We start from the raw sequence: 25,914 nt of genomic DNA, 5'->3' as shown, positions 1-25,914 counted from the left end.
TGCATGCGCGGCGCGCGGCGTCTGGCGCTGCGCGCCACAGGCCGGGCCCCGTGTCGGCGCGCCGGGCCCGAACGCGTGACGCGGTCAGCCGTCAGTCGCGGATGCTGATCAGCCACATGGCCAACACGTTCATGACGATCCCGAACCCCGCGACGATGGCGATCCCGGCGACGACGCCGACCTGTCGTCCTCCGACCGACAACGCCAGCCCCGACTCCGACAGCTGGGCCAGCAGCTCGTCGGGCAGGCCCTGAGCCTCCAGGATGAGCCGCCGCAGCGGATCGACCGCGTAGCTGACCGGGTTGATGCGGACCAGCACGTTCATCCACACCGGCAATCCCTGCAGCGGGAAGAAGATGCCGGACAGGAAGATCAGCGGGAACATCACGAACTGGTTGACCATCTGGAACGACTCGATCGAGCGCATGCGCGCGGCGATCGCGATGCCCATCGACGACAGCGCGAAGGCGCCGATGAACATGATCGGCCACAGCTGCAGCACCAGCAGCGGGGTCAGGCGGATGCCGACGAACGGCGCGAACACGAAGATGACCGTGCCCTGCAAGGTCGCGACCGTCGCGCCGCCCAAGGTCTTGCCCAGCGCGACGGCGGCCCGGCTGACCGGCGCGACCAGCACCTCTTTCAGGATGCCGAACTCGCGGTCATAGACCAGCGACACCGCGTTGAACAACGCCGTGAAGAACACCGACATCGCGATGATGCCCGGAAAGATGAACTGCTCGAAGTCGACGGCCGCGGCGCCCCCGCCGAGCATGTTGCCCATGGCGCCCGACAGGCCGCTGCCGAACACCAGCAGGAAGATCAGCGGGAACGCGGTGGATCCGATGATCCGCGGCTTGTCCCGCCACCAGCGCAGCATCTCGCGCTTCCAGATGATGCCGACAGCGCCCATCGTCATGGCGGTGCGGCTGACCTGGTCGGGAGTGGCCGTCCGCCGATGCGTGGACGCTGACGTGCTCATCGTCGTCCCCGCACGTTCATCATGCGGCGCATCCGATCGCGGTTGACGTCCCCGGCGTCGAGCTCGCTCTCGCGGATCGTGCGTCCCGTGAGCTTGAGGAACACGTCGTCGAGCGTCGGCCGGCGCAGGCTGGCACCGTCGATGTCGCCGGAGAACCCGCGGATCAGGCGGGGGATGAACCGCGCGCCGTCGTCGACCTCGACGCGCACCTCGCCGTTGCGCCGCGCCGGCTCCAGCGACTGGTCACGCAGGTGGGCGAGGAGGTGCTCCGGGTCGGGCGCGGTGATCGTGACCACGTCGCCGCCGACCATGTCCTTCAAGCCCTCCGGCGTGTCGAGCGCCACGATCTCGCCGTGGTCGATGATGGCGATGCGGTCGCAGAACTCGGCCTCCTCCATGTAGTGCGTGGTCATGAACACCGTGACGCCCGTCTGCTCCCGCAGCGCGCGGATGTGCTGCCACACCGAGCGTCGCGACTGCGGGTCCAGTCCGAGCGTCGGCTCGTCGAGGAACAGCACCGCCGGTACGTGCAGCAGCCCGCGGGCGATCTCGAGGCGTCGGCGCATGCCGCCGGAGAACTTCTCGACGATGCCGTCGGCGCGATCGGCGAGGTCGACCAGGCGCAGCGCCTCCTCGATCCGTCCTGGGCGGTCCTCCCGTCTCATGCCGTACAGCACGGCGTGGAACTCCAGGTTCTCCCGCGCGCTCAGTCGCTCGTCGAGGCTGGGTTCCTGGAACACGATGCCGATGGACCGGCGGACCGCCGCATCATCGTGCTCGACGTCGTGGCCGGAGACCCGTGCGCTGCCCGCCGTCGGTCGCAGCAGCGTGGTCAGCATCGAGATCGTCGTCGTCTTGCCGGCACCGTTCGGACCGAGGAAGCCGAACACCTCCCCCCGGCCGACCGCGAAGTCGATGCCGTCGACCGCGACGAAGTCGCCGAAGCGCCGCGTGAGCTGCTCGACGACGATCGCCGGTTCCTGCGCCGCGTCCATCCCCGCCAATCCTACGGACGAAGTGACGACGGTGCCCCGGGTGGGCCGCAGCCAACCCGGGGCGCCGTCTCAGGTCGTCCGGATCACTCGAGCAGATGATCCAGCGTCCGGCCCATCACGGCGTTGCGCTGGGCCTCGGTCGAGATGCCCTCGAACCCGAAGCCGTGCAGGACGGTGTCCTCCGTCGTGACCGCGGCGCGGAACTCGTACAGGCTCTCGCTGCGGGTCCAGTCGTTGGGGTTGGGCGCGCTGCCCTCGGGCGAGCCGGGAACCTCCCAGCCGCCGAGGTCCGTCTCGAACGAGGTTTCGGCCACCGTCGCGCCGTCGACGACCACGCTCGCGTCGTCGACGAACACCCCGGTCTCCTGCACGGCCCAGTCCGACACGTAGCTGATGGCGACCTCGACCTCGCTGCCGGCGTACGCCGACAGGTCGATCGTGAGTTCCTGCCAGCCGGCCGTGTCACCGGAGAAGGCGTTCCACTCGCCGGTGCTGCCGGTCGGCGAGCAGCTCCCGTCCGGGTTGAGCGTCTGGTAGTGGTCGAGGAACGGGTGCAGGTCCCGCCAGCCCGACGTACACGAATCACCGGTCTCCTGGCTGGTCAGGCCCGGGATCTCCAGGGTCGTCCAGTCGTCGGCCCCGACGGTGTGGGCCTCGACGATCAGGAAGTCCCACGCCGGCTCGGTGTCCGCGCTGATCGCGACCTCGATCGCTCCGCTGGACGCACCGGTCAGGTCGACCGTGCGCGCCAGGCGCTTGTAGGCGACGTCGCCCTGCAGGCTGGCCATGTAGTAGTCACCCGTGTACGGGGCGAACGGCTCCGCCTCGTCCGAGACCCAGTCGGCCGACCCCCAACTCTCGAACTGCGGGAACTCGTCGACGGGCAGGATGTCGCTGGTGGTGATCCACGACGCGGTGCCGGTCCCGGTTTCGTTGGTCCCGTCGGACGCTCCTTGGTTGTTGGCCGAGTCGCCGCCGTCCAGGTCCCAGTCGAGGCCGCCGTAGGGGACGTCGATCCCGGTCACCGGCAGGGCGTTGCCGTCGCCGTCCAGCCCACCTCGGCGGGATCGCTCGTAGCCGCCGAACCAGTACTGGTAGACGTCGTTGGTCAACTCGCGGCAGTCGCCGGACGTGCACACGGTGGACGGGTCGCTGTTCTCGCCGTAGTCGAGCGGGAAGAACTCCTCGAACCCGTGGTTCTTGCCCGTGGCGAGGACCTTGCCGCCCTCGTTGAGGTAGTCACGCATGACGATGTTCATCTCATGCGCGAGCAGGGTCGTGTTGAGCCCACCCTGATAGTCAGTGACAAGCTTGTCACCCGTGTACCAGACGACGGCGTCGTAGTGGCCGAGCACGCCCAGCGGGTGCGGCGCCGGGCCGTCGTCGCTGACCTGGTAGAAGTCCCACGAGTGTCCGTTCGCCTCGATCGCGTCGCCGTAGTAGGCGAGGTAGGCGTCGCCGGGGGTCTCGCCACCGAGGGCGCTGCCCGGCGAGTTGTCGGCCACGACCAGCACGTCGCCGCCGATGTCGTCGGCGACGGTGTAGGTGAACGGCTCGGACGTCGTGCCCCTGGCCTCGAACCACACCTCGACGGAGTCACCGGCCTGCTGGCCGGTCACGGTCGCGCGACGCCACGCGTAGTACAGGTCGTTCTCGGCGCCGTAGCGCTCGCCGCCGTCCCACTCGTCGGTCTGGACCACGGTCTTCTCGCCACCGTTGATCCGGTAGACCATCCGGACCGGGCCGAGCTCGCGGTCGGCCGTGATCTGGACGGTCTGCTCGCTGCCGTACGACGTGTCGAAGCTGTCAACCACGATCTCGGCCGGGACGTTGCCCAGGTGCGACTCGGGGTCGGCCGGGTCGTCGGCCGAGCGGGCGATGTCCAGCGCGAACGGGAGGTTGTTCTCGAACTCCTCCTGGACGAGGTCCTCGTCGTCGGGGAAGTTGAAGCCGGACTGGCAGTCGCCCGCGACCCATTCGTCGTCCGGGTACCAGTTGCTGACCGACTGGCAGGTCGACATCTCCGGGGTGTAGCCAAGGGTCCCGTGGACGTTGTGCACGTGTCCCGTCGTCGCTCCGTTGGTGATGTACAGCTCCGCCGACTGGTCCGGGTCGTAGCCCGGGATCCCCGGGTTGGCGTCGTCACCGGCGAGCGCGATCATCGGGATGTCGTCCGGAGAGGGAGTGTCCACCTGCCAGCCGACCCCGTACAGGATCAGCTCGGCGGCGGAGTGGTAGTTGACCTGGTACGCGAAGTCCATCGAGCCGACGAACTCGTTCATCGCCTGTGTCTCGGGCTCGGACAGCGGTCCGGTGCCGCGGTAGGTCTCTGACGCCGGGTCGTCCGACGACCCTTCGTTGTCGTAGCCCCACTTGTAGGCGAAGTTGCGGTTGAGGTCGACACCGTCGCCGCTGGTGATGACACCGTCACCGTTGTTGTCGCGCAGGTTCTTGCGCCACAGGCGGTTTGCCGGGTCCTCGTGCGTCCACTGGTAGCCGTCCGGGTTGGCGACCCACACGAACCACAGCTCGGTCTCGTCGACGACGTCGGTGATCTCCTGGTCGGAGCCGTAGTTGTCGAGGTAGTAACGGGTCAGCCGTCGGGTCATCTCCGGCGTGATCCACTCCCGGGCGTGCTGGGCGGCGTTGTACAGGACGGCCGGCTTGGTGCCGTCGGGGCGCTGGTTGGCGTTCTTGTGCACCTTGAGGGCCCAGATGTCGCGACCTTCCACGGTGTCGCCGATGTCGACCAGCTTGACCAGGTCGGGGTTGGCGTTGGCGATCGCGACCATCTCGGCCTCGAGCCCGTCTGTTCCGTCGTAGGCGCGGAACACGTTGTCCCCGGTCGCGACGTCGGGCGTGCGGTCCACCCGCTGCTGGCCGCGCGTGCGCTTGAACGAGGCCTCGTCGCGGAACTCCGCGATCTGCTTGCCGGTGGCGATCACCTCGACACGGATGGTCTCCTCGTCGATGACCTCCTGGGCGGTCACGCCCAGGCCGGCCAGGCGCAGCTCCTCGACCAGGTCCGGCGACACGTCGGCCGTCCACGCCTTGAGGGACGCCGAGCCGTTGTCGTCGGGTTCGGCCATGCCGGCGGGAGCCATGACCAACAGCAACAACAACGACAGGAGAAGAGACAAGACGGCTCGCATGTCGGCTCCGAACGGCGAGGGCGGGGTCCAGAGGAGCTTAGAGCCTGTCACCTATGTGTCAATCCTGTGGACTCCTTCGTGACTAGTCGTGGTGCGCGGAGCGTGCTGGTCGCGAGCGCGTGCGCCTGGGCGGATCCAGGCCGCCGTCAGCGGTGGCCGGCGGACATGTCGAGCCGCCGAACGGGAGGGCGATCCTGAGGATGCGCGACGCTCGCCGACACGCCATCGCGATGCTCCGTGATGACCTTGACGACACGCCGGGTCTGACGAATGATGTGTGCGCGGGGCTGTGCGAGGGGTCGTCATGCCGGGACGCCGAACGGTCGGGCGGTGGGACCGATCCGGCCCGCGGATGCGGGTGGTGCGCGTCATTGCGATCGTCGCGACCGTCGTGGCCATCGCCACCACGGCCGCAATCGGCGCTCCAGCCGTTGCCGCGCCGCCGCATGCGGTCGAGGTCGCATCGGACGTGTCGCTGGAGTATCGAGGTGAGCCGGTGCGGCTTGTCCGGACCGCGGACTTCGGCATCCCTCACGTCTACGCGGACGACCTCGGCGCGCTGTTCTACGGCTCGGGCTACGCCACGGCGCAGGACCGCCTGTGGCAGGCGGAGGTCTTCCGCCGCTCGGGGGCCGGCACGCTCGCAGAGGTGCTGGGTCCCGGGGCGTTGCCGGCAGACCGTGCTGTGCGCCGCGACGACTACACCGACACGGAGTACGCCGCGATGTGGGAGGCGCTGCCCGCCGACGTGCGCACGATGATCTCGAGCTACGCGGATGGCATCAACGCGTACATCGTCGAGGCCAGGGCGGAGCCGTTCGCGAAGATGCCCCTCGAGTTCTTCTCATTCGGCTTCCCGCAGCGCCCGGACTTCCCGGCCGAGTGGACCGTGCAGGACGTCCTGCGCAGCATCGTCTTCTTCGTCCGCCGGTTCGGTGAGACCGGCGGCGCGGACATCGTCAACGCCGACCTCCTGCAGTCGTTCGGTCCCGACGTGTTCGCCGACCTGCGGTGGCGCGACGATCCCGACGCCTACGCCACGAACCCGGCGGCGGGTTCGGCCAGGCCCGGGCGTGCGCCCGGCTTCAGCGCCGCGTGGAACGGGCCCGACATCACGTCCGTCGCCGACCGCATCCAGGCGCAGAACGACAGGTTCACCGAGACGCTGATCGAGCTCGGCATCCCGCACAAGGGTGGGTCGAACGCCTGGGCGGTCAACCCGTGGAAGGCCGACGGGCACGCGACCCGCTTGCTCGGCGGCCCGCAGATGGGCTACACGATCCCGCAGATCACGCATGAGATCGGTCTCCACGGCGCCGGGTTCGACGTCCATGGCATGACGTTCGCGGGTGCCTCGCCGTTCCCGCTCATCGGTCGCGGCAGGGACTTCTCGTGGACGTCGACGACCGGCGTCGGGGACACGATGGATCACGTCATCGAGCTGCTCGCGCCGTGCCAGGGTCCGCCGAGCTCAGGTGACCCTGGTGACGTCGCCCAGCCGCTGTCGTACCTGCACGACGGCCAGTGCCTGCAGACCGACGTGCGCACGGAGGTCATCGACGTCGCTGGACGGCCACCCGTCGAGCTGCACGTGCACCGGACCGTCCACGGCCCTGTCATCGCCCTCGATCCGGGGTCCAACATCGCGGTGGCCGTCGAGCGGGTGCACTGGATGCGCGAGCTCGACGCGATCACGGCGTTCGCCGGGTTCAACCGCGCGCGCAACTGGCGCCAGTTCGAGACGGCGGCCCGTGACATCTGGACGAACCACAACTTCGTCTACAACGACGCTCGCGGGACCATCGGGTACACCATGGTCGGCCGGCTGCCGGTCCGTGCCGAGGGCGTGGACAGCCGGTTGCCGCGGCTCGGTGACGGGAGCCAGGAGTGGCAGGGCTTCACGGAGATCGTCCCGCTGACCAGCGGCACCAACCCGGTCCAGGGGTACTTCGTGAACTGGAACAACAAGCCGGTGCCCGACTGGGACAACGGCGACGCAGGGGTCGCCTTCGGTCCCACCCACCGCGTCGGCGTGCTCGCCGACGCGCTCGCCGCCGACGACGCCGTGTCGTGGGACGACATGGACCGGATCAACCAGATCGGTGGCCACACGTGGATCGCCGCCCACTTCTTCCGTCCCATGTTGCTGCGCGCGGGCGACGTGACGGGCAGTCCATCTCACGCCGTCGTGGAGGCGCTCGCACTGGTGGCGTCGTGGGACGGACGCCGAACCGACGCGGCCCCCGATGACGGGTTCTACGACGATCCGGGCCTGACGATCTTCCGTGCATGGCACGACGCGATGCTCGACGAGCTGTTCGGTCACGTCGACTACACCACCCTGGGCGACCCACCGCCGCCGGAGGGCTCGGCCGACGTGCTGTGGCGGCTGTTCGTCGCTGACGACGATCACCCCGGCGACCCCGCGCTACCGATCAACGCGGACTGGCTGGAGGGTCGGGATGTCGACCGGGTCGCGATCGACGTCCTCCAACGCGTCGTGGACGAGCGCCTCGCGGACGGGCCGCTCGACACCTGGCTCACGCCGGAGTTCGTGCAGAACTACTCGGCGCTCGGGGCGCTGCCGTTGGTGTCGCACCCCTTCCTCAACCGGGGCACGTACAACCAGATCGTCGAGTTCACCAGATCGGCGAGCAGGTCGGTGAACGTCAACCCGCCCGGGCAGTCGGGCCTGGTGACCAACCCGGCGTCACCGACCCCGGCGGACCACACCCGCGACCAGCTGAACCTGTACGCGTCATGGCGCTACAAGCCGCAGCACCTCGACCCGCTCAGGCCGGTCGGCGGACAGCGCTGACACCGCGCGGGGCGAGCACTCGCACGGCCGTGATGCCGGCTGATCCAAGATGCCCGCGTCACCCGTCCAGGGCCCAGGGTGCGCCCCGCTCAGGCGCCGCCGCTGCCGTACGGCCTGGTCAGGATCTCGAGCAGGTGGCCCTCCGGGTCCTCGAAGTAGACGCCACGGCCGCCGTCGCGTGCGTTGATCGCTCCGGCACGTCGCCGGCCCGGGTCCGCCCAGTGCGGCACCCCACGCGTCGTGATGCGGTCGACGATCTCGTCGAACTCGGCCTCGCTGACCAGGAAGGCGTAGTGCTGCGACGTGACCTCGCCGGTGATGTGCATGAAGTCGAGCGACACTCCGTTGGCGGCCTCGACCACCATGAACGGTCCGTACCGCGTCGGCGCGGGAAGGCCCAGGATGTCGGCCATGAACCGCGCCGAGCCCTCCGGATCCCGGGCGGCGACGATCGTGTGGTTCAGCTCCGCGGGCATGACGGCTCCTCTCGTCCAGCCGGCCCGTCGAGGGATCCGACGTCGACGTCGTGTCCGGCGACGCGCCCAGGCTGCTCGCCGAACGCCAGCGTGCCACGTCACCGTCCGGTCGCCCCGTTCACGCGCTGTGGCGTCCTCGACCTTGCGAGTGTGGTTGAATCGGCGGCGCTCGCTGCGCGGGCGCCTTCCCCGGCCCGGACGCCGCCGGCATGCTCACCCAGGTCTGCTACCGCGGACGTTGCACCGAACAGACCCAGCAGGAGTCGCCCCGCAGCCGATGACGCCCCCGATCGTTCCAGGGACGCTGCAGGCCACGTTCTGGCCGGGTGATCCCGTCCCCTCGCGCGGTCACCTCGCGCTGTGGGGGACTGACGACCTCGTCGCAGACATGACACGGCTCGGCTTTCCGCCGGGCACGCCGGTGACGCTGCCGACGGTGCTTCCGCGCAGCCCGCGGGCGTACAAGCGCGTACGGATCGCGGACGTGCCGGCCAGGCTCGTGCCCGTGGGTGCCGCCGCGGCTGCGCTCGCCGCGTTTCCGGCGCCGTCCACCCCGGCGCAGCGGTGGCCGGGACGACGCCGGCCATCCGATTCGCTGCTGGTCTGGAGCGCTGCGGCGAAGATCGCGCTGGAGCTCGTCGCGGCCGGTCGCATCGTCCCGACGCTGCGGGCGGCGGGCGACGTCGGCGTCGCCAGTTGGGCGCTGGCCGGCGCGGCCGACGACCGACTGGCCCTGCTGGCCGTACGGCTGCCGCCGGCGGCGCACGCGCTGCGGGCCGAGGGCGAGAACGTGGTGTGGTCACCGGCCGAGCTGGTCACCACGTTCGGTGACGCGGTCGCCGACGCGTTCGCCCGCGACGCGTTCGCCCGCGGCGGTCGCGCGACCCAGCGGTCCCGCGGTGCGCGCAACGGGCGCGCGCGGCGCGCCGTCAGCTGGCCCCGCACCTGGCTCACCGGGCTGACCGACCCGGTCGATCCCGTGGTCGACGGCATCGAGGACGCCGTCGCGCGCCACGCCGAACAGATCGCGCAGTGGAGTGCGGCGGTCCGCGCCCGCCGCGACGGCGGTGCCCGGCTGTGCCTGCGCCTGGCCTCACCACCGCCGGACGTGCTCGGCGACGAGTGGGGGTGGCGTGTCGACTACCTGCTGCAGGCGGCCGACGACCCCAGCCTCATCGTCGAAGCGGACCGCGTGTGGGATGCCGCGGACGCCCGTGTTGACCTCGGCGGACTGGTCGTCACCGAGGCGCACGAAGCGTTGATCCGCGGGTTGGCCGACGCCGCCCGGCTGTTCGAGCCGCTGCGCCCGAGCCTGTCACTGGCCCGCCCGGCGGGGATCGACCTCGACGTCGCCGACGCCGCCGGACTGCTGGACGTGTCGGGCGATCTGGCAGCCGCCGGGCTCGGCGTGCTGCTGCCCGCCGAGTTGACCGCGAGCGGACAACGTCGTCTGCGGGCACGGATGCGGGTGGGGACGACGCCTGAGACGCCCGGCACGGGGCTGTCCACGGCAGGGCTCGACGCCGACACGCTGCGCACGTTCAGCTGGGAGGTGGCGTTGGGTGACGACACGCTCGACGCCGACGAGTTCGCCGAGATCGTCGCCCTCAAGCAGCCGCTCGTCTCGTGGCGTGGCCGGTGGGTGCGCGTCGACCCCGACGAGGCGTTGCGCCTGGCCGATCTCACAGGCACGGCCGGTCGGTTGGCACCCGGTGAGGCGCTTGCCGTCGCGCTGGCAGGCGAGCGTGATGATCCTGACCTGGGCCGGGTCGAGACGGTCGCCGACGGCGACCTGGCCGCGCTGGTCGCGCGGCTTCGCGACGGCGGTGCCCGAGGCGCGCCCGACCTGACCGGCGTCGTCGCCACCCTGCGTGCGTACCAGCACCGCGGTGCTGCCTGGCTGCAGGCAATGGCCGGCCTCGGCCTGGGCACGGTGCTGGCTGACGACATGGGCCTGGGCAAGACGCTGCAGTCGATCGCGTTGCTCGTGTCGCGCGCCGCGGAGCGACCGCACCTGGTGGTCTGCCCCACGTCGGTGGTCGGCAACTGGGAGCGCGAACTGGCGCGGTTCGCTCCTGACGTGCCCGTGCTGCGCCACCACGGACCTGGTCGTGCGACCGACCCGGCCGCGTTCGTGCCGGGCTCGGTCACGGTCACCAGCTACGGGTTGGTCCGCCGTGACGTGGACCTGCTCGCGGAGGTCGACTGGGACACGGTCGTGCTGGACGAGGCGCAGCAGGTCAAGAACCACGCGTCGAAGGCCGCCCGTGCGGTGCGCCGGGTCCCCGCGAGGACGCGCGTCGCGTTGACCGGCACGCCGGTCGAGAACCGGCTGGCGGAGCTGTGGGCGATCGTGGACTTCACCAACCCCGGCCTGTTGGGGTCGTTCACCCGGTTCCGCGAGCGCTACGCGGTGCCCGTCGAGCGCTGGGGCGACACCGACGCTGCGGACAGGCTGCGCCGCATCGTCGCGCCGTTCCTGCTGCGCCGCACGAAGGCTGAAGTCGCGACCGACCTGCCGTCCAAGCAGGAGGCCACGGTCGTCTGCAACCTCACCCGTGAGCAGGCGACCCTGTACCAGGCGGCCGTCGACCGGGTCTTCTCCCAGGGCATCGCCGACGACGGCATCGATCGGCGTGGCCAGATCCTGGCGCTGCTGACCGCGCTCAAGCAGATCTGCAACCACCCCGCCCAGTACCTCGGCGAACGCGGGCCGCTGCCAGGGCGCTCCGGAAAGCTCACCCGCACGGCCGAGATGCTGACCGAGGCCGCCGCCGCGGGCGACCGTGCGCTGGTGTTCACCCAGTACCGCGCCATGGGGGAGCTGCTCGCCCGTCACCTCGCGGCGCGCCTCGACGTCGCCGAGATCCCGTTCCTGCACGGCGGGGTCGCCGCCGGGGCGCGTGACGCGATGGTCGCGGCGTTCCAGTCGGGCGAGCATCCGTCGCCCGTGCTGCTGGTGTCGATCAAGGCTGGCGGGACCGGCCTGAACCTGACCGCAGCGACCCACGTCGTGCACTACGACCGCTGGTGGAACCCCGCGGTCGAGGACCAGGCGACCGACCGCGCCTACCGGATCGGCCAGACGCGGGCGGTGACGGTGCACAAGCTGGTCACGGCCGGCACGGTCGAGGAGCGTGTCGCCGCCCTGCTGGAGCGCAAGCGCGCGCTGGCCGACGCCGTCGTCGGCACCGGGGAGACATGGATCACCGAGCTCGACGACGATGCGCTCCACGACCTCGTGTCGCTGTCGCCCGACGACATCTCCGACGAGGACGAGGTGGCATGACGACCCGTCGGCGGTGGCTGCGTGCGGAGGTGGGTCGCGCATGGTGACACGCTTCGGTCTCACCTGGTGGGGCGAGCGGTGGATCGGCGCCCTGGAGGCACTCGGCGCCGTGTACGCCAACCGCCTCCCGCGTGGGCGCACCTACGCACGCCAGGGCCGTGTGGCGAACCTGACCGTACGTCCCGGCCGGGTGACCGCGGCCGTGCAGGGCAGCCGCGCCCGGCCGTACCGCGTGACGCTGACCCTGCCGGTCTTCGACGACGCCACCTGGGAGGCCATCCTCCAGACGCTGGCCGGAGAGGTGCGCCACACGGCCGCGCTGATCGATGGCCGCATGCCCGACGACGTGGACGACGCGTTGCAGGCCTGCGGCGTGTCGCTGTTCCCACGCGCGCGGGAACTGTCGACCTCGTGCACGTGTCCCGACGCGGCGAACCCCTGCAAGCACGTCGCCGCGGTCCACTACACGCTGGCGCAGACCTTCGACGACGACCCGTTCCTGCTCCCACGACTGCGTGGCCGCGACCGCGGCCAACTGCTCGCAGGGCTGCGTGCGCATCGCGCCGGCACCGGCGAACCCGTCGACGACGCCCGGAGCGACGACGGACCGATCGCCGTCACGGACCTCGTCGCACGCGACCTGTTCAGCGCGCGCGGAGCCCTCGACGACATCGACCTCCGGCCCCGCCGTGCCGGTGACCCGACCGCGATCGTGCGGCGGCTGGGTCCGCCGCCCGCGGCCGTCGAGATCGAGGCGGACCTCCACGATCTGGTGACCGATGCCGCCGCGCTCGCGTGGCGTGTGCTCGCGGGCGACGTTGCTCGGGGCGCGGGCGGTCGCGATGCGTGAGCGCATGACGGGACCGCTGGCATGCTGCCCGTGCGACGTGCCGGAACCCCATGAGCATCTACCGATCCGCCGCGGGCCGCGACGCCATCCACGCGTTCGTCGTCGGCGCGCTCGACCGCTGGGACGTCGACCACTCCCGAGATCACGTCGCGAGCACGCTCGGGCCGACCCACGTCGTCACGGCTGGTGCCGGCGAGCCTCTCGTCCTTCTCCCCGGCACCAACTTCTGCGCCGCGACGTGGCTCGACCTGATCCGGATGTTGGCGACAGAGCACGAGGTCCACGCCGTCGATCTGCCGGGCCAACCCGGCCTCAGCCACGACGAGCGATCACGCCGACCACGAGACGCGTACGGGCGGTGGCTGGCTGACCTCCTACCCCGGGTCACCGACCGGCCCGCGGTGCTCGTCGCCCACTCGCTCGGCGCCCGCGTCGTGCTCCAGGCGCGTGCCGTCGGTGCGCCGGTCAGCGGACTGCTGCTGGTCGACCCGGCAGGTCTGATCCGGCTGCGCGTCACGCCACGGGTGATGGCACCGACCATCCCGTGGCTACGCCGACCTGACGCCGACACGTCCGAGGCGTTGCTGCGGATGATGATGGCGCCCGGCCGCGTGCCACGATCCTCGCTGACGACGTGGATGACCCTCGTCGGCCGCCATGTCAGAACCTCACTGGCACCCGCTCCCGTACGTGCATCGACACGTCGCGCCGTGGCCGGCGCGCGGTGCGTGGTCGTCGCGGGCCGCCACGACGCGTTCCTCCCACCGCGCCCACTGTCGCGCGCCGTCGCGAAGACGCTCCCCGGCGTACCGGTGCGCCTCGTCGTCGACGCGGGCCATCTCCTGCCGCACGAGCGGCCGGACGTCATCGTCGAGATCGTCCGCGAGCACATCGCCGCGCCCGGTCGTCGGCGCGACGACCCCTGAGCAGCGCGCTGCCGGATCGACCCATCGTCGCCGGCGATGGATGGTCATGCAGGCTCGCGCCGGCCACGGGTTCCGGTACGACGCGCACTCTCACGACGGCTGTCGGCCCATCAGATCGACCGTCCCTGACGGCTGCGGATGGTGTTCGGTGTCGTGTGGACCGCCGAGGTGGCGGCCGATGGTCGCACTCAACCCCAGCGCCCCGGCGAAGATGCACACGCCCAGCGGCACGTGGACCGCCGTCGGGACGGCGCCCGGCATCCAGCCGAGTGCGGCCTGGATCTGCAGCGCCAGACCCAGGGCGAGCGAGCCCCACAGCGCGACCCGTGAGCGTTCGCCAGCCAGCCGGTGCGCCATCGCGAGCAGCAGCAGCGCCAGACCGGCCAACTCGAGCGTTCCGCCGACGGCGCCGTGGGTGCCGAGCTGATCGCTGGCTCCGCTGATGAACTGCCCCGCGACGATCGCCTGGGCGAGCACACCGAGCGTGATGAGGTGCACGAGGCCGCGGTGGACGGGGCGCAGGATGGCGCGCACGGCTACGCGTCCTCCGCGTCGGCCGGGACGACCGTCACGGTGCCGCGCATCCCGCCGTGCAGCGTGCAGCGGTACTCGTACGTTCCGGGTTCGGTGAACGTGTGCTCGAAGGTGCCAGCATCCTGGACCGCACTCGCGACGTCGCCGACGACGACGTTGTGCTGGTTCGCGCCCGCCCACTGCCAGGTCATGGTGTCGCCGGCAGTGACTTCTGCATTGGCTGGCTCGAAGTCGTTGTCGACGACCTGGACGGTCGTGGTCGCCACTGGCGCATCGGTATCGTCGTCGCCGATGGCGCTCGCGCGTCCGCAGGCGGTGAGCAGCGCGGTGACGAGCAGGATGATCAGGGCTGGTAGGTATCGTGTGCTCATCATGCTTCGCATGGTGAACCGTCAACCTGGTGAAAGATATGCGGGACGACCCCGAACCCATCCCCGAGACCCCGGCCGCCGGGTCGGGGTGGGACCCGACATCGGACGTGCGGCCGCTCGTCGTTGCCGTCGACCGGGCGTTCCGGGAGCTGTTCAGCGCGGTCGATACGGCCCTCGACGGGGCGGCGGCACGGATGGGCATCAATCGCACCGACCTTCGGTGCCTCGAGGTGCTCGACCGGCGCGGGCCGCTGTCAGCTGGTGCGCTGGCCGACGCCATCGGGCTGTCGGCGGCAGCGGTGACGAAGATCGTCGACCGGCTCGTCGCCACCGGCTACGTCGAGCGGGTGTCCGACCCCTCAGATCGCAGGCGTGTCGTCGTGCGCACGACCGAGCGTGAGCATCAGGTGCGTCGCGGCGTCTTCCTGCCGTTGGTCAGCGATGGGATGCGGCTGCTCGACGAGTGCTCGGACGAGGAGTTGCGGCTGCTGCGTGCGGTGCTGGAGCGGTCGACGGCGCTCAACCGCGCGCACGCGGGACGGCTGGATGACGAACGGTCGTCACCGGAGTGAGTGGATCCGCAGCCGGCGACGCATGCGGGCGGGCGCCTGCGACGCGCACGGACGTTGGTTGCCGGCCGAGCGCATCCGCGCGGGGTCGCTGATCGGCGACGCGATCACCCGGTGTCGGCCCACGTCAGTAGCGCCGCTCGCGCGAACGTCACGCCGTCGGTCGTCGGCTCGGCACGCCGGGGGACGGTTGGGTGTTCGGTGAGCCCGCCGAGCCGGCGCAGCAGGGTGCGGGTGTCCCGTGCGGCGTCCGCGGCGTCCCACGCGGACAGGGGTGCGCCGTCGCGGTGCGTCCAGCCGACGGCATCGAGGACGGTCGCGATGGTCGCGTCCACGACGTCGATGTCGTCGATGGCGGCGGCCGCCGTCAGCAGTTGGATGAGGCCTGCCTGGAACTCGTCCTCGCGCGATGTGCGCGCTGGCGTGCGTTCGGCCAGCTGCCACCACAGTGCGAGGGGATCGTCGACGGCGGCGCGACCGCGGGCAGTGAGCCTGAGCTCGCCGCGGTACTTGCGCAGCAGCCCCGCCCGCTGCGCCGTCTCGCGCAGATGCAGGACCGGCAGCGTCTGGTCCTCGCGGTTGCCCTTGCCGATCCACTCGTCGTCGAGGCCCAGTTGCTCGAACGCCGCCGACACGTGCGCTGGCGGGAGGTAGCCGCCGGCGGTGAGTGTGATGCCGACGTCACCCACGCGCCGTAGCAGCCACGTGTAGGGGTGGACCATCCGGGCCGCGGTCTCGGCGTCGACCTCGACCGGCTCGTCGAGGTCGGCGTCGACGATCAGCTGTCGCAGCTGGCGGGTGCCCTCGACCGTGCGGATCCTGTCGGCGAGCGCGGCGAGCGGCGGTGGCAGCGAGGCGGGTGCCGTGGAGCGGTGCAGACCGTAGGCGGCCAGTGTCGCGTTGGTCTCGCCGATGTCGAACGGGCGTGGCGGGATCAGGTCGGCCGCGACGTCGGCGCCGTACATGTCGGCCAGTTCGGCCGACGCGGTGGCGTGGTCGGGGTGGTCGGGGTCGCCGGCCGCGACATGCAACTCGTAGCCGGGCGCGCCGCCGCAGTCCTCGGGGGGATCCGGGCGGCGTCCGGCCGTGCACACCGCGCGGGGCGCGCCGGGCTCGCGCGGTTCGACGGCCTCGAGCCTGATGGTGTGGTGCCAGTCGTCACCGTAGTCGTACGTGTAGTACAGGCGGTCGCCCTCCTCGACGAGCAGTTCGTCGAGGCGCACCTCCTGCTCGGGCACGCCGACGTCGCCCTCGTCGACGTCGAACGCGCACAGGTACTGCTCGGCGTCGCGGCCGGCGGACGGTGGCCCGGAGCTGAAGCGGTGCAGGTGGGTGTCGGTCCAGCCGAACGCGGCCTGGATGGCGTCGTGGACGTCGTCGAGGAACAGGTCGGACGTCAGCTCGAGCCGACGCCACAGCGGTGGCCTGGTGCCGGTCAGGTCGACCCGCACCCGGTAGGTCACCACGTCGGACCGGCGGGGCCGCCTCCGGGACGGCGGGGGAGCGTGCAGGGACGCCATCGCTGCGTCGGTGGCGGTCGCCATGACCTGCTGCAGCATCTCGTGCAACTCGGCCGGCGTTGCACCCTGCACGGCGCGTTGCAGCGCGTGCAGCAGTTCACCGTGATCGTCGCCGCGTCCTGCGGGGGCGTCGTCGCGTGGCATGGGCGACACCGTACACGCGGCGTCAGGTCGTGCACCGAGGTGCGGGTCATGCGCCCGAGGCGACGGCCGGCGGCCACCGCGTGGTGACAGCTGAGCCTGATGACCATGCAGTGGATCCGTCGCAACGTGTCGTCGTGCCCGGTCTGAATGCCACTGTTGCGATCGGCTCCGGTGCCGTAGCGTGTCTGCGGTTCACCAGCGATCCGGGGAGGCGCCCATGACAGATGTCCGCAGGCGGCCGTGCCGCATGCTGTTCGTGCTCTCGCTGGTGCTCGCCGTGCTGGTCGTGCCGAGCGCCGCGCCGGCCGCGCCCGGAGGCGACAGCGGCCCGCGCTACACCGCCGGTGATCCCGGCATCGGTGACGTCTACTTCCCGTATGCCGGGAACGGTGGCTACGACGTCACGCACTACGACCTGGACCTGACCTACACGCCACCCGAGGCGGACCCGGCCCCGCTGGTCGGACACCTGGAGGGCGTCGCGACGATCGAGCTCGTCGCGGTGGAGGACCTCGAGCAGTTCAACCTCGACCTGCGTGGTCTCGAGGTCGAGTCGGTCGTGATCGACGGCCATCCTGCCCGCGCGGTCGATTCGCCCGACGACGCCGACCACGTCGGCGGTCCCGCGTGGTGGCAGGTGCAGGACGACGACGCCCGCATCTGGGAGCTGACGATCCAGCCGCGCCCCAAGCTCAAGGCGGGGCAGGACGCCACTGTCGTGATCGCCTACGGCGGCGACACGACGCGCCCGCGGGACATCGAAGGCTTCCTCTACGGGTGGGTCACCACCCGCGACGGTGCAATGGTCGTGGGCGAGCCCGAGGGCACGATGACGTGGTACCCGGTCAACGACCACCCGACCGACAAGGCCACGTACTCGTTCGAGATCACAGTGCCGGAGGGCAAGGTCGCCGTCGCGAACGGCCTGCAGTCGCAGGATCCGACGACCGTCGACGGATGGACGACCTGGTACTGGGATGCCCCGGACCTGCAGGCCAGCTACCTGACGACCGCCTCGATCGGTGACTTCGAGCTGTCGTACGGCGAGACGGCGGACGGCCTGCCGATCGTCGATGCCGTCGACGTCGATGTCACGCCGGGCAACCGCGCCACGAGCGAGGCGAACCTCGCCCTCCAGCCCGCGATGATCGCGTACTTCGAGTCCCTGTTCGGTGACTACCCGTTCAACTCCTATGGGGCGATCGTCGAAGACGACTCGGTCGGCTACGCGCTCGAGACCCAGACCCGTCCCGTCTACTCGCGGGTCGCCCGGGAGGGCACGGTCGCACACGAGTTGGCGCACCAGTGGTTCGGCAACGCGGTCAGTCCCGAGCGGTGGCAGGACATCTGGCTCAACGAGGGGTGGGCCACCTACCTGTCGTGGCTGTGGCTCGAGGAGAACGGCGGCGCCACGGTGCAGTCGCAGTTCGACGACGTGATGGCGATCCCGGCCGAGTCGAGCTTCTGGGACCTGGCGATCGCCGATCCGGGGCCGACCGGGTTGTTCGCCGGCGCCGTGTACGACCGTGGCGCGGCGACGCTGCATGCGCTGCGTACCAAGATCGGCGACGAGGCGTTCTTCGCCGGCGCCCGCCTGTGGCTCGAGCGCTACGACGACGGCACCGCCACGACCGAGGACTTCGGGGCCGTGTACGAGGAGGCGTCGGGCCAGGACCTGTCCGAGTTCTTCGACATCTGGCTGCGGCAGCCCACGAAGCCGACCAGCTGGTAGTACGCCCGGCGGCCGCCCGGGGCGGCCAGCGTCGGCGACGCTGGCCGCCGCGGCGCGCAGCGCCGCCGACGTCGCGATGCGCATCGTGATGGTCACCAGCGCGCCGCGTAGCCGCCAGTCAGCCTCTGCCGCCGGCCATCGACGGCCACCGCGAGGCGAGCCCGGCGGCGGGACCGTCCGGGTTGACGGCCACCGTGAACTCGGCGTCGGTGTGGTGGACCTTCGACAGGTCGGGAGGCGGCGGCGCCTCATCCTCGAACACCGCATGCACCGGCGCCGTCCACGGGTCGGGTGTCGGCAGGGCGGTCAGCGCGATGCCCGTGTGCGGGCGCAGGTAGGGCAGCGGCACCTGCACGTGCCGCCAGGTGCCGCCTCGCTGCCCGGCCATCGCGTGCATCAGATCCACCGGTGCGCCGTCGGCCAGCACGGTCGCAGCGGGATAGGTGACCACGACCTGGTCGGGGCGCAACGGGTGGATCATGTGCGCCAACGCCGCCCCGATGGGCTCGGCGTCCGCGGCGCACAGCGGCGGTGTGCGGATCAGCAGCGTGGTCATGCCGTCGTGCAGCACGTAGGCGGTGGTCTCGGGCTCCAGGCGTAGGCGCGCCAGTTCGCGGGCCTCGGCGACCAGCCAGCGGTCGAGCTCGTCCCATGTCTGCAGGAGCGGGTTGGCGATGTCGTCGGCGATGGGGGTGGGCATCGGGCTGCCTTTCACGCGCCGGGTCGGAAGGGGCGCGTGGACGTAGCCTGCGTGATTCGCCCGTCTCAGGACTCATCCAGCCGCTGCGGCCTGTGGACAGCGGCCCGCACGGAGATTCTTCCGAGCTCCGGTGTCGATTCCGCCGGTCGCGTTCGTGGTCGGGGCAGAGGTCGCACGTGAGCGGCCGCACCCACCACCGATCGTCCGCTGGACAGGAGGCACCACATGCGCAAGCTCATCGTCGCATCGTTCGTCACGCTCGACGGTGTGATCCAGGCTCCGGGCGGTCCCGATGAGGACACATCCGGCGGGTTCGCCCACGGCGGCTGGACCGTCCCCTACTGGGACGACGTCATCGAGGCCCACGTCGGATCCGGCATGGACGTCGAGAAGGCGTACCTGTTCGGTCGCGGTACCTACGAGATCATGGCGGCCCACTGGCCGCACGCCGGCGCCGACGACCCGTTCGCCGCGAAGATCAACGCCGCGCCCAAGTACGTCGTGTCGACGACGCTGACCGAGGCGTCGTGGCAGAACACCGAGATCATCAGCTCGGACGCGCCGGACGCGATCGCGGCGCTGAAGGCCGAGGACGGCCCCGACCTCGAGGTGCTCGGCAGCCCGGAACTGATCCAGATGCTGCTCGCCCACGACCTGGTCGACGAGTTCTCGCTGATCACCTACCCGGTGGTCGTCGGGGCGGGCAAGCGCCTGTTCGGCGACGGCACCGTGGCTGGTGCGCTGACGCTGGCCGATGCGAAGATCTCGCCATCAGGTGTGATCATCGCCACCTACCGGCGCGCGGGCGAGCTGCGGACCGGTTCGTTCGCGCTCGACGAGCCGTCCGCGGACGAGGTCGCGCGCCGCGAGCGGGTGGCCGCGGACGCCGGCTGACCGGTCCACACGACCACCCTGGCACCTGACACAACCAGGCCCAACGCTCCACCATCATGAGTTCCACGACCGCCGAGGAGGCGAGCACCATGACGCAGTACCTGATGTCCGTGTGGCACGACGACGAGTACGAGGTCGACTTCTCCGGGGAGGAGATCCAACGGGTGGTCCGCCAGGTCGACGCCTTCAACAAAGAGTTGGAGGCCGCCGGCGCGTGGGTGTTCGGCGGCGGCCTGCACCCGGCATCGTCGGCGACCGTGCTGCGCGCGACCGGCGACGACGTCTCCATGACCGACGGGCCCTACGCCGAGTCCAAGGAACAGATGGGCGGGTTCTGGGTCATCGAGGCGACCGACTTCGACGCGGCACTCGAGTGGGCGCGCAAGGCGACAGTCGCCTGCGAGGGGCCGGTCGAGCTGCGCCCGTTCCAGGATGGGTGACGATCTCGCCTCGGTGTTCCGACGCGAGGCCGGCCGGTGCACCGCGACGTTGATACGGGTCCTCGGCGAGGTCGACCTCGCCGAGGACGCCGTCGCGGAGGCGTTCACGATCGCCGCCGAACGCTGGCCGACCGATGGGATCCCGCCGAACCCCGGCGGGTGGATCACCACCACCGCGCGTCGACGGGCGATCGACCGCCTGCGGCGCGAGTCGTCCCGCCACGACCGGCAGCGCGCGGCGCACCGGATGTGGACGTCCGCTATGGGACCTGACCCCGACCGCGACCCGGAGCTCGACGACCTCGACGCGTTCGTCGACGTCGTCGCCGACGATCAGCTGCGGCTGATGTTCCTGTGCTGTCACCCCGCGCTGTCGGTCGACGCGCAGGTGGCGCTGACCCTGCGCCTGCTCGGTGGGCTCGAGATCCCCGAGATCGCGCGCGCGTTCGTCGTCCCGGAGCCGACCACGGCCCAGCGCATCGTGCGCGCCAAGCGCAAGCTGCGCGACAACAACGCCTCGTACCGCATCCCGCCGCACGCCGAGCTGCCGGACCGGCTTGGCGCGGTGCTCGCGGCGCTCTATGTGATCTTCACCGAGGGTCACACCGCGACGTCAGGTGACAGGCTGACCCGCATCGATCTGTCGGCGGAGGCGATCAGGCTCGCACGCGTGCTGGTCGAGCTGATGCCCGACGAGCCGGAGGCGGTCGGGCTGCTGGCGCTGATGGTGTTGACCGACGCGCGGCGGCCGGCGCGGTCGGCGCCTGACGGCCGTATGGTCCGGCTCGCGGACCAGGACCGCTCGTTGTGGGACCGCCGCCTGATCCGCGAGGGGCACGCCCTCGTCCGGGCCTGCCTGCGGCGCAACCAGCCGGGGTCGTACCAGATCCAGGCCGCCATCGCGGCGGTGCACGCCGACGCGCCCGTCGCCGCGGCGACCGACTGGGCGCAGATCGTCGCGTTGTACGACCAGCTGTTCGCGTTGCGTCCCAACCCGGTGGTCGCGCTGAACCGGGCGATCGCTGTGGGCGAGCTGCGCGGGGCGGCCGACGGTCTCGCCGCCCTGGACGGCGTCGATGCCGAGCGGCTCGCGGAGTATCAGCCCTACCACGCGGCGCGGGCCGATCTGCTCGCCAGGGCCGGCCGCACGTCCGACGCGATCGCGGCATACGACCGCGCCATCACCCTGACGACGAACGCGGCCGAGCGCGACTTCCTCACCCGACAGTTGCGCGCACTGGACGTGTGACCACCGGCGAGCCAGAGGCGCATCGTCGCGGGAGCGGGTACGTCAGACGGGTGTCCGCCAGCTTGGGCGGAAGGGTGTGTCGAGCGTCAGCCGGGCCTCCGAGGCGTGCGCAAGAGCCCGACCATGCCGATGGACAGCTCCGCCACGCCCGGTTCCTTCCTACGGTTGACGTGGGTTCCGCCACGCCCTCAGGCGTCCGGGACGACCTCGTCACGCAGCACGCGCCGCAGGGTCTTCAGCGCCGCGCTCTTCGGGAGATCGTCGCGGAACTCGATGGCGGTGGGCACCTTGTAGGCGGCCAGCTGTTCCCGGCAGAACCCGGTGAGATCGGCTTCGCTGACCTGCCGATCGGGATGCCGCACGACGAACGCCTTCACCGTCTCACCCCTGCGCTCGTCGGGGATCCCGATCGTGCACGCGTCCAGGACCGCCGGGTGGCTCATGAGGACGCCGTCGATCTCATCCGGGTACACGTTGTAGCCGCTGGCGATGATGAGGTCCTTCTTGCGCCCGACGATCCGGAAGTAGCCATCGGCGTCCATGACCGCCAGGTCGCCGGTGTACAGCCACCCATCGCGGATCATGTCGTCGGTGGCCTCGGGCATCTGCCAGTAGCCCTTCATCACCTGCGGTCCGCGGATGATGAGCTCACCCTCTTGGCCGACGGGCATTTCCGCGGTGTCGGGGTCGGGGTCGGGGTCGACGATCCTGGCGTCGGTGCTGGGCACGGGAAGCCCGACGTGGCCGATCTTGCGCGTGCCCCACATCGGGTTGGCGTGCGTCACCGGTGAGGTCTCGGTCAGCCCGTAGCCCTCGACGATCTTGCTGCCCGTCAGCGTCTCGAACCGGCGCTGGACCTCCTCCGACAGCGGCGCCGAGCCCGAGAAGCACGCCTTCACGCTGCTCAGATCGATGGTGTCGACGCCGGGATGGTGGTTGATGGCGTTGAACATCGCAGGGACCGCCGGGAACAGCGTCACCCGGTGCCTGCTGATGTTCTTCACCATCTCCGGGATGTCCCGCGGGTTGGGCATGAGCACCATCGCCGCGCCGGCGTGGATCGGCCAGTTCAGGCAGCACGTGAGTCCCAGCACGTGGAAGTACGGGACGGCAGCCAGCAGCACCTCCCTGCCCGGCTCGACCGTGGGGAACCAGGCCGTGACCTGCTGGACGTTGTAGCTGATGTTGCGCTGCGTGAGCTGCGCGCCCTTCGACACGCCGGTCGTGCCGCCCGTGTACTGCAGCAGCGCCACGTCGTCCATCGAGATGTCCACGCTGGGCGGGCTCGGGCTGGTGGCGTCCACCAACGCGCGGAATCGGTGGATGCCCGGTCCCGGAGCGACCTTGGCGTAGGTCGGCGGATCCATCCGCTTCAACCGCAGCGGTGCCAGACGATTCAACGGGAACCGCAGATACTCGGGGATCGAGGCGATCACGTAGTGCCGGACGGGCAGGCTGTCGCGCATCGCCCTGATGTGCCGCTCGAAGAGGAAGTCAGCGGTGATCGCGACCTTGACCGCTGCATCGTTCCACTGGTGCTCGAGTTCCCTGGGCACGTACAGCGGATTCGTCATCACCGCTTGGGCGCCGAGGCGCTGCGTCGCGAAGAACGCGATGACCGTCTGGGGGATGTTGGGCAGGTGGATGGCCACCCGGCTGTCCTGGCCCACCCCCATGCCCGCGAGCGCCGTCGCGAGGCTGTCCACGTGGTCCCGCAGCTGACGGTAGCTCAACCGGCTGTTGAGGAACACGACGGCCGGGCGGTCGGCATACCGTTCGACGGACTCATCGAAGATCTGATCGATCGTCAGATCCTCGAAGTCGACGTTCGGCGGCACCCCGTCGTCGTACCACTTGTGCCAGACCCGGTCGTGTATCGTCATACCCCACCAGCGCCCCATGTGGCGTCCCGACCGTCGCGGGATCGGGACAGCAGTCTACGCAACATGAGCGGGGACGTCTCGGTCCCGTGGGCACGAGACGCGGACCGGCCCCGTGTGGTCTTTGGGATGCGTCGGCGCCGGGGCGACGACGTCATCACGCGGATGCTGGGTGCTCCATCGCGTCGATGGCGGCGCGCAGCACGCGATCGGCGGCGTCCAGCTCGGCGTCGTCGAACTGGTCGAGCACGCGGCCCAGTCGCTCGAGATAGCCGCGGAGCATCTCGGCGGCCAGGCGTTCCGACCGGCCCGTCGCGCGTAGGCGGATGCGCCGTCGATCGGCCGGGTCGCGGACGCGCTCGACGTGGCCGGCGCGCTCCAGGCGGTCGACCAACCCGGTCGTGGCCGCGGACGACAACTCCAGCCGCTCGCCGAGCTGGCCGATCGTGGGGCCGAGCGCGGTCGGCGGGGAGTCTCCGGTCGCATGGCGTGGCGGCGTGGTGTGCGTCCCGGCCCCGGCGTGCTGCTGTGGGTGCGCCGCAGTCAGCTCGTGCACGGCCATCACGCCGACGAGGTCGGTCTGGTGGAGGTCCATCCCGTGCGCCATGTGGTCAGCGAAGCGGGCCGATCGCCACGACAACTCACGCAGGGACTCCAGCACGGGTGCCAGCCGTGGGGCGAACGGTGGGCCTGGCTGCTGTTCCACGCGTCCTTCTTTGCCTCGGTGGTTGAACTTCTCGGTCAGTGAGATAATCTTCTCGTTCACCGAGACAGTCGTTGACCGAGGATTCTACCGAACGGCAGGCCGACCGGCACCGTTCAGCAGACAGGAGCACAGGATGCGGAACCTGACGAAGACCGTGCTGCGGTGGCCCGTGGCCACGATCGTCGTCGTGGTGACCCTGACCGCCGTGTTCGGCGCCTTCGCATCGCAGGCGGTCATGGAGGACGGGGCCGCGGTCGACAACGAGCTGACCGCCGCGCAGGACACCCTGGACGAGGCGTTCGGCGACCAGACGCAGGTGCTGCAGATCCTGGTCGAGTCGACCGATGGGTCCGACGTCCGGTCGGTCGCGGGACTGGAGACGGTCACCGCGCTCGAGCGTGCGATCCGCGACTCCGAGGTCGCCTCGACGCTGGTCGACGAGCGCGGCGGCGGCCAGCCGGCGATCGTCTCGCATCTCGGACCCGTCGCCCAGGCCGTCGAGCAACGCGGGATCGGCGGACTCGACGACGGTGACGTCCGTGCGCTCCAGGCACGGGCGCTCGAGCAGCTGCCGTCGCAGTTCGGCGCGTTGTACGACGGTCTGCTCGGCGAATCGACCGGCGGCGACGAGATCGTCACCACCGGGCTCGTGCTGGTGTTCCAGGACACGTCCGGTCTCGACGAGGACGGCGCGCTCGACCAGCAGCGCGCGCTCGTCGACGTCGTGGAGACCGTCGAGCCAGCGGACCGCGTGACCGTGGCGCCGCTGTCGATCCCGCTGCTGCTGGCCGACTCCGAAGTCGGCGGCGAGGTCGGGCGCCTGTTCGGCACGGCGCTGCTGATCATCACCGCGGTGCTCGCCGCCGTCTACTGGGTGACCCCCCGGGCGCGGCCGCGGCTGCGGGCGACCGCCCGCATGGGCCGCCGCACGGCCGCGGACGTCACACTCACGCTGGCTGTGATCGTGCTCGCGGTTGTGTGGATGCAGGGCCTGGGCGTGCTGCTCGGCCCCGGCTACGCGGACGTGATCGGCGCGTTCTCGCCGCAGACCCAGATCGTGCCGATCCTGATCGTCGGTCTCGGTGTCGACTTCGGCATCCACCTGCTGGCCCGGTACCGCTCCGAGCTCGGCGCGGCGGACGGCGACGCCGGCGACGGCATCGCCGCGCAGGCGTTCGCGACCGCGGGACGCACGGTCGGCGTGACCCTGCTGTTGTGCACCGCCGCCACCGCGATCGGGTTCCTGACGAACCTGGCCAGCCCCGTCGAGTTCCTCGCGACGCTGGGCGTGCTGGCGGCCGCCGGCATCACCGCCGCGTTCGTGCTCACCATGACGCTGGTCCCGGCCGTGCGGATGCTGCTCGACCGGCGCGCGGCTCGCGCGGGGCGACTGCCGGCCGAGACCCTCGCGTCGCAGCGCACGTCCACCCTTCCGCGACTGATCGGCCGCACGTCGTGGCTCGCCGAGCGTGCCCCCGCGGCCACGTTGGCGGTCGCGCTGCTACTGGTCGGCGTGGGCGGCTACGGCTACACCCAGCTCGACACCCGCTTCGAGATCACCGACTTCGTCCCGCAGGACGACCCGGCACTCGAGACGTTCGAGACGCTGCAGGAGCAGTTCGCCGGCGGCTTCGACGAGCGCACCGAGGTGCTGCTCACCGGCGACGTTGCCACGCCCGACGCGCAC

20 protein-coding genes are annotated in these 25,914 nt (G+C 70.8%); 10 read left to right on the top strand and 10 right to left on the bottom strand.

Annotated features, from left to right (window positions below):
- Positions 1 to 91: 91 nt before the first annotated feature.
- From VFZ70_07050 to VFZ70_07040, 3 genes are all read right to left on the bottom strand, one after another.
- Complete coding sequence (locus tag VFZ70_07050) at positions 92 to 982, bottom strand: ABC transporter permease (GenBank protein ID HEX6255555.1); 891 nt, start codon at positions 980 to 982, stop codon at positions 92 to 94.
- Complete coding sequence (locus VFZ70_07045) at positions 979 to 1,977, bottom strand: ATP-binding cassette domain-containing protein (GenBank protein HEX6255554.1); 999 nt, start codon at positions 1,975 to 1,977, stop codon at positions 979 to 981. Before VFZ70_07045 ends, VFZ70_07050 begins: the two co-directional genes overlap by 4 nt.
- A gap of 83 nt (positions 1,978 to 2,060) precedes the next feature.
- The gene (locus VFZ70_07040) at positions 2,061 to 5,129 is read right to left on the bottom strand and encodes a M14 family zinc carboxypeptidase (protein ID HEX6255553.1); all 3,069 of its coding nucleotides are present in this window, start codon (positions 5,127 to 5,129) and stop codon (positions 2,061 to 2,063) included.
- A 361-nt stretch (positions 5,130 to 5,490) separates the two neighbouring features.
- On the opposite strand from VFZ70_07040, the gene VFZ70_07035 reads away from it, so the two are divergent.
- Positions 5,491 to 7,947: a penicillin acylase family protein gene (locus VFZ70_07035; GenBank protein HEX6255552.1), complete on the top strand. Its 2,457-nt coding sequence runs from the start codon at positions 5,491 to 5,493 to the stop codon at positions 7,945 to 7,947.
- An 89-nt stretch (positions 7,948 to 8,036) separates the two neighbouring features.
- Here the strand turns inward: VFZ70_07035 and VFZ70_07030 are convergent, their stop codons facing one another.
- Positions 8,037 to 8,423 (bottom strand): VOC family protein, encoded by a 387-nt coding sequence (locus VFZ70_07030; GenBank protein HEX6255551.1) that lies wholly within the window; start codon positions 8,421 to 8,423, stop codon positions 8,037 to 8,039.
- Between the two features lie 277 nt (positions 8,424 to 8,700).
- On the opposite strand from VFZ70_07030, the gene VFZ70_07025 reads away from it, so the two are divergent.
- Genes VFZ70_07025 through VFZ70_07015 form a run of 3 tightly spaced genes read left to right on the top strand, consistent with a single transcriptional unit; the run spans position 8,701 to position 13,488 of the window.
- Complete coding sequence (locus tag VFZ70_07025; GenBank protein ID HEX6255550.1) at positions 8,701 to 11,712, top strand: DEAD/DEAH box helicase; 3,012 nt, start codon at positions 8,701 to 8,703, stop codon at positions 11,710 to 11,712.
- A 40-nt stretch (positions 11,713 to 11,752) separates the two neighbouring features.
- Positions 11,753 to 12,562 (top strand): SWIM zinc finger family protein, encoded by an 810-nt coding sequence (locus VFZ70_07020; protein ID HEX6255549.1) that lies wholly within the window; start codon positions 11,753 to 11,755, stop codon positions 12,560 to 12,562.
- A 50-nt stretch (positions 12,563 to 12,612) separates the two neighbouring features.
- Positions 12,613 to 13,488, top strand: a complete 876-nt coding sequence (locus VFZ70_07015; protein HEX6255548.1) for an alpha/beta fold hydrolase — start codon at positions 12,613 to 12,615, stop codon at positions 13,486 to 13,488.
- Between the two features lie 90 nt (positions 13,489 to 13,578).
- On the opposite strand, the gene VFZ70_07010 is transcribed toward VFZ70_07015, so the two are convergent.
- Positions 13,579 to 14,022 carry a hypothetical protein gene (locus VFZ70_07010; protein HEX6255547.1) on the bottom strand — a complete coding sequence of 148 codons (444 nt, stop codon included), beginning with the start codon at positions 14,020 to 14,022 and terminating at the stop codon, positions 13,579 to 13,581.
- Between the two features lie 2 nt (positions 14,023 to 14,024).
- Complete coding sequence (locus VFZ70_07005) at positions 14,025 to 14,396, bottom strand: plastocyanin/azurin family copper-binding protein (GenBank protein HEX6255546.1); 372 nt, start codon at positions 14,394 to 14,396, stop codon at positions 14,025 to 14,027.
- Between the two features lie 35 nt (positions 14,397 to 14,431).
- Between VFZ70_07005 and VFZ70_07000 the strand changes: the two genes are divergently transcribed.
- The gene (locus tag VFZ70_07000; protein HEX6255545.1) at positions 14,432 to 14,965 is read left to right on the top strand and encodes a MarR family transcriptional regulator; all 534 of its coding nucleotides are present in this window, start codon (positions 14,432 to 14,434) and stop codon (positions 14,963 to 14,965) included.
- Between the two features lie 104 nt (positions 14,966 to 15,069).
- Here the strand turns inward: VFZ70_07000 and VFZ70_06995 are convergent, their stop codons facing one another.
- Positions 15,070 to 16,626: a plasmid pRiA4b ORF-3 family protein gene (locus tag VFZ70_06995; GenBank protein HEX6255544.1), complete on the bottom strand. Its 1,557-nt coding sequence runs from the start codon at positions 16,624 to 16,626 to the stop codon at positions 15,070 to 15,072.
- Positions 16,627 to 16,843: 217 nt separating this feature from the next.
- Here VFZ70_06995 and VFZ70_06990 point away from each other — a divergent pair, with 217 nt between their 5' ends.
- On the top strand, positions 16,844 to 18,358 hold the full coding sequence (locus VFZ70_06990; protein ID HEX6255543.1) for a M1 family metallopeptidase: 1,515 nt from the start codon (positions 16,844 to 16,846) through the stop codon (positions 18,356 to 18,358).
- A gap of 118 nt (positions 18,359 to 18,476) precedes the next feature.
- Here VFZ70_06990 and VFZ70_06985 read toward each other — a convergent pair whose 3' ends face one another.
- Positions 18,477 to 19,058 (bottom strand): hypothetical protein, encoded by a 582-nt coding sequence (locus tag VFZ70_06985; protein ID HEX6255542.1) that lies wholly within the window; start codon positions 19,056 to 19,058, stop codon positions 18,477 to 18,479.
- Between the two features lie 225 nt (positions 19,059 to 19,283).
- Between VFZ70_06985 and VFZ70_06980 the strand changes: the two genes are divergently transcribed.
- From VFZ70_06980 to VFZ70_06970, 3 genes are read left to right on the top strand one after another with little or no spacing between them, the layout of a single operon-like run.
- A complete protein-coding gene (locus VFZ70_06980; protein HEX6255541.1) occupies positions 19,284 to 19,952 on the top strand; it encodes a dihydrofolate reductase family protein in 669 nt (222 codons plus the stop codon).
- A 56-nt stretch (positions 19,953 to 20,008) separates the two neighbouring features.
- Positions 20,009 to 20,392 carry a YciI family protein gene (locus tag VFZ70_06975; protein ID HEX6255540.1) on the top strand — a complete coding sequence of 128 codons (384 nt, stop codon included), beginning with the start codon at positions 20,009 to 20,011 and terminating at the stop codon, positions 20,390 to 20,392.
- Positions 20,385 to 21,641, top strand: a complete 1,257-nt coding sequence (locus tag VFZ70_06970) for a DUF6596 domain-containing protein (protein HEX6255539.1) — start codon at positions 20,385 to 20,387, stop codon at positions 21,639 to 21,641. The genes VFZ70_06975 and VFZ70_06970 overlap by 8 nt, the downstream gene beginning before the upstream one ends.
- 188 nt (positions 21,642 to 21,829) lie before the next feature.
- On the opposite strand, the gene VFZ70_06965 is transcribed toward VFZ70_06970, so the two are convergent.
- On the bottom strand, positions 21,830 to 23,524 hold the full coding sequence (locus VFZ70_06965) for a long-chain fatty acid--CoA ligase (GenBank protein HEX6255538.1): 1,695 nt from the start codon (positions 23,522 to 23,524) through the stop codon (positions 21,830 to 21,832).
- A 154-nt stretch (positions 23,525 to 23,678) separates the two neighbouring features.
- On the bottom strand, positions 23,679 to 24,287 hold the full coding sequence (locus tag VFZ70_06960) for a MarR family transcriptional regulator (GenBank protein HEX6255537.1): 609 nt from the start codon (positions 24,285 to 24,287) through the stop codon (positions 23,679 to 23,681).
- A 73-nt stretch (positions 24,288 to 24,360) separates the two neighbouring features.
- Here VFZ70_06960 and VFZ70_06955 point away from each other — a divergent pair.
- Positions 24,361 to 25,914: MMPL family transporter (locus tag VFZ70_06955; GenBank protein HEX6255536.1), on the top strand; the 1,554-nt coding region annotated here is incomplete at its 3' end.

The sequence above is a fragment of the Euzebyales bacterium genome (assembly GCA_036374135.1).
Taxonomy (GTDB): domain Bacteria; phylum Actinomycetota; class Nitriliruptoria; order Euzebyales; family JAHELV01; genus JAHELV01.
This window is presented reverse-complemented; position numbering and strand designations above follow the sequence as displayed.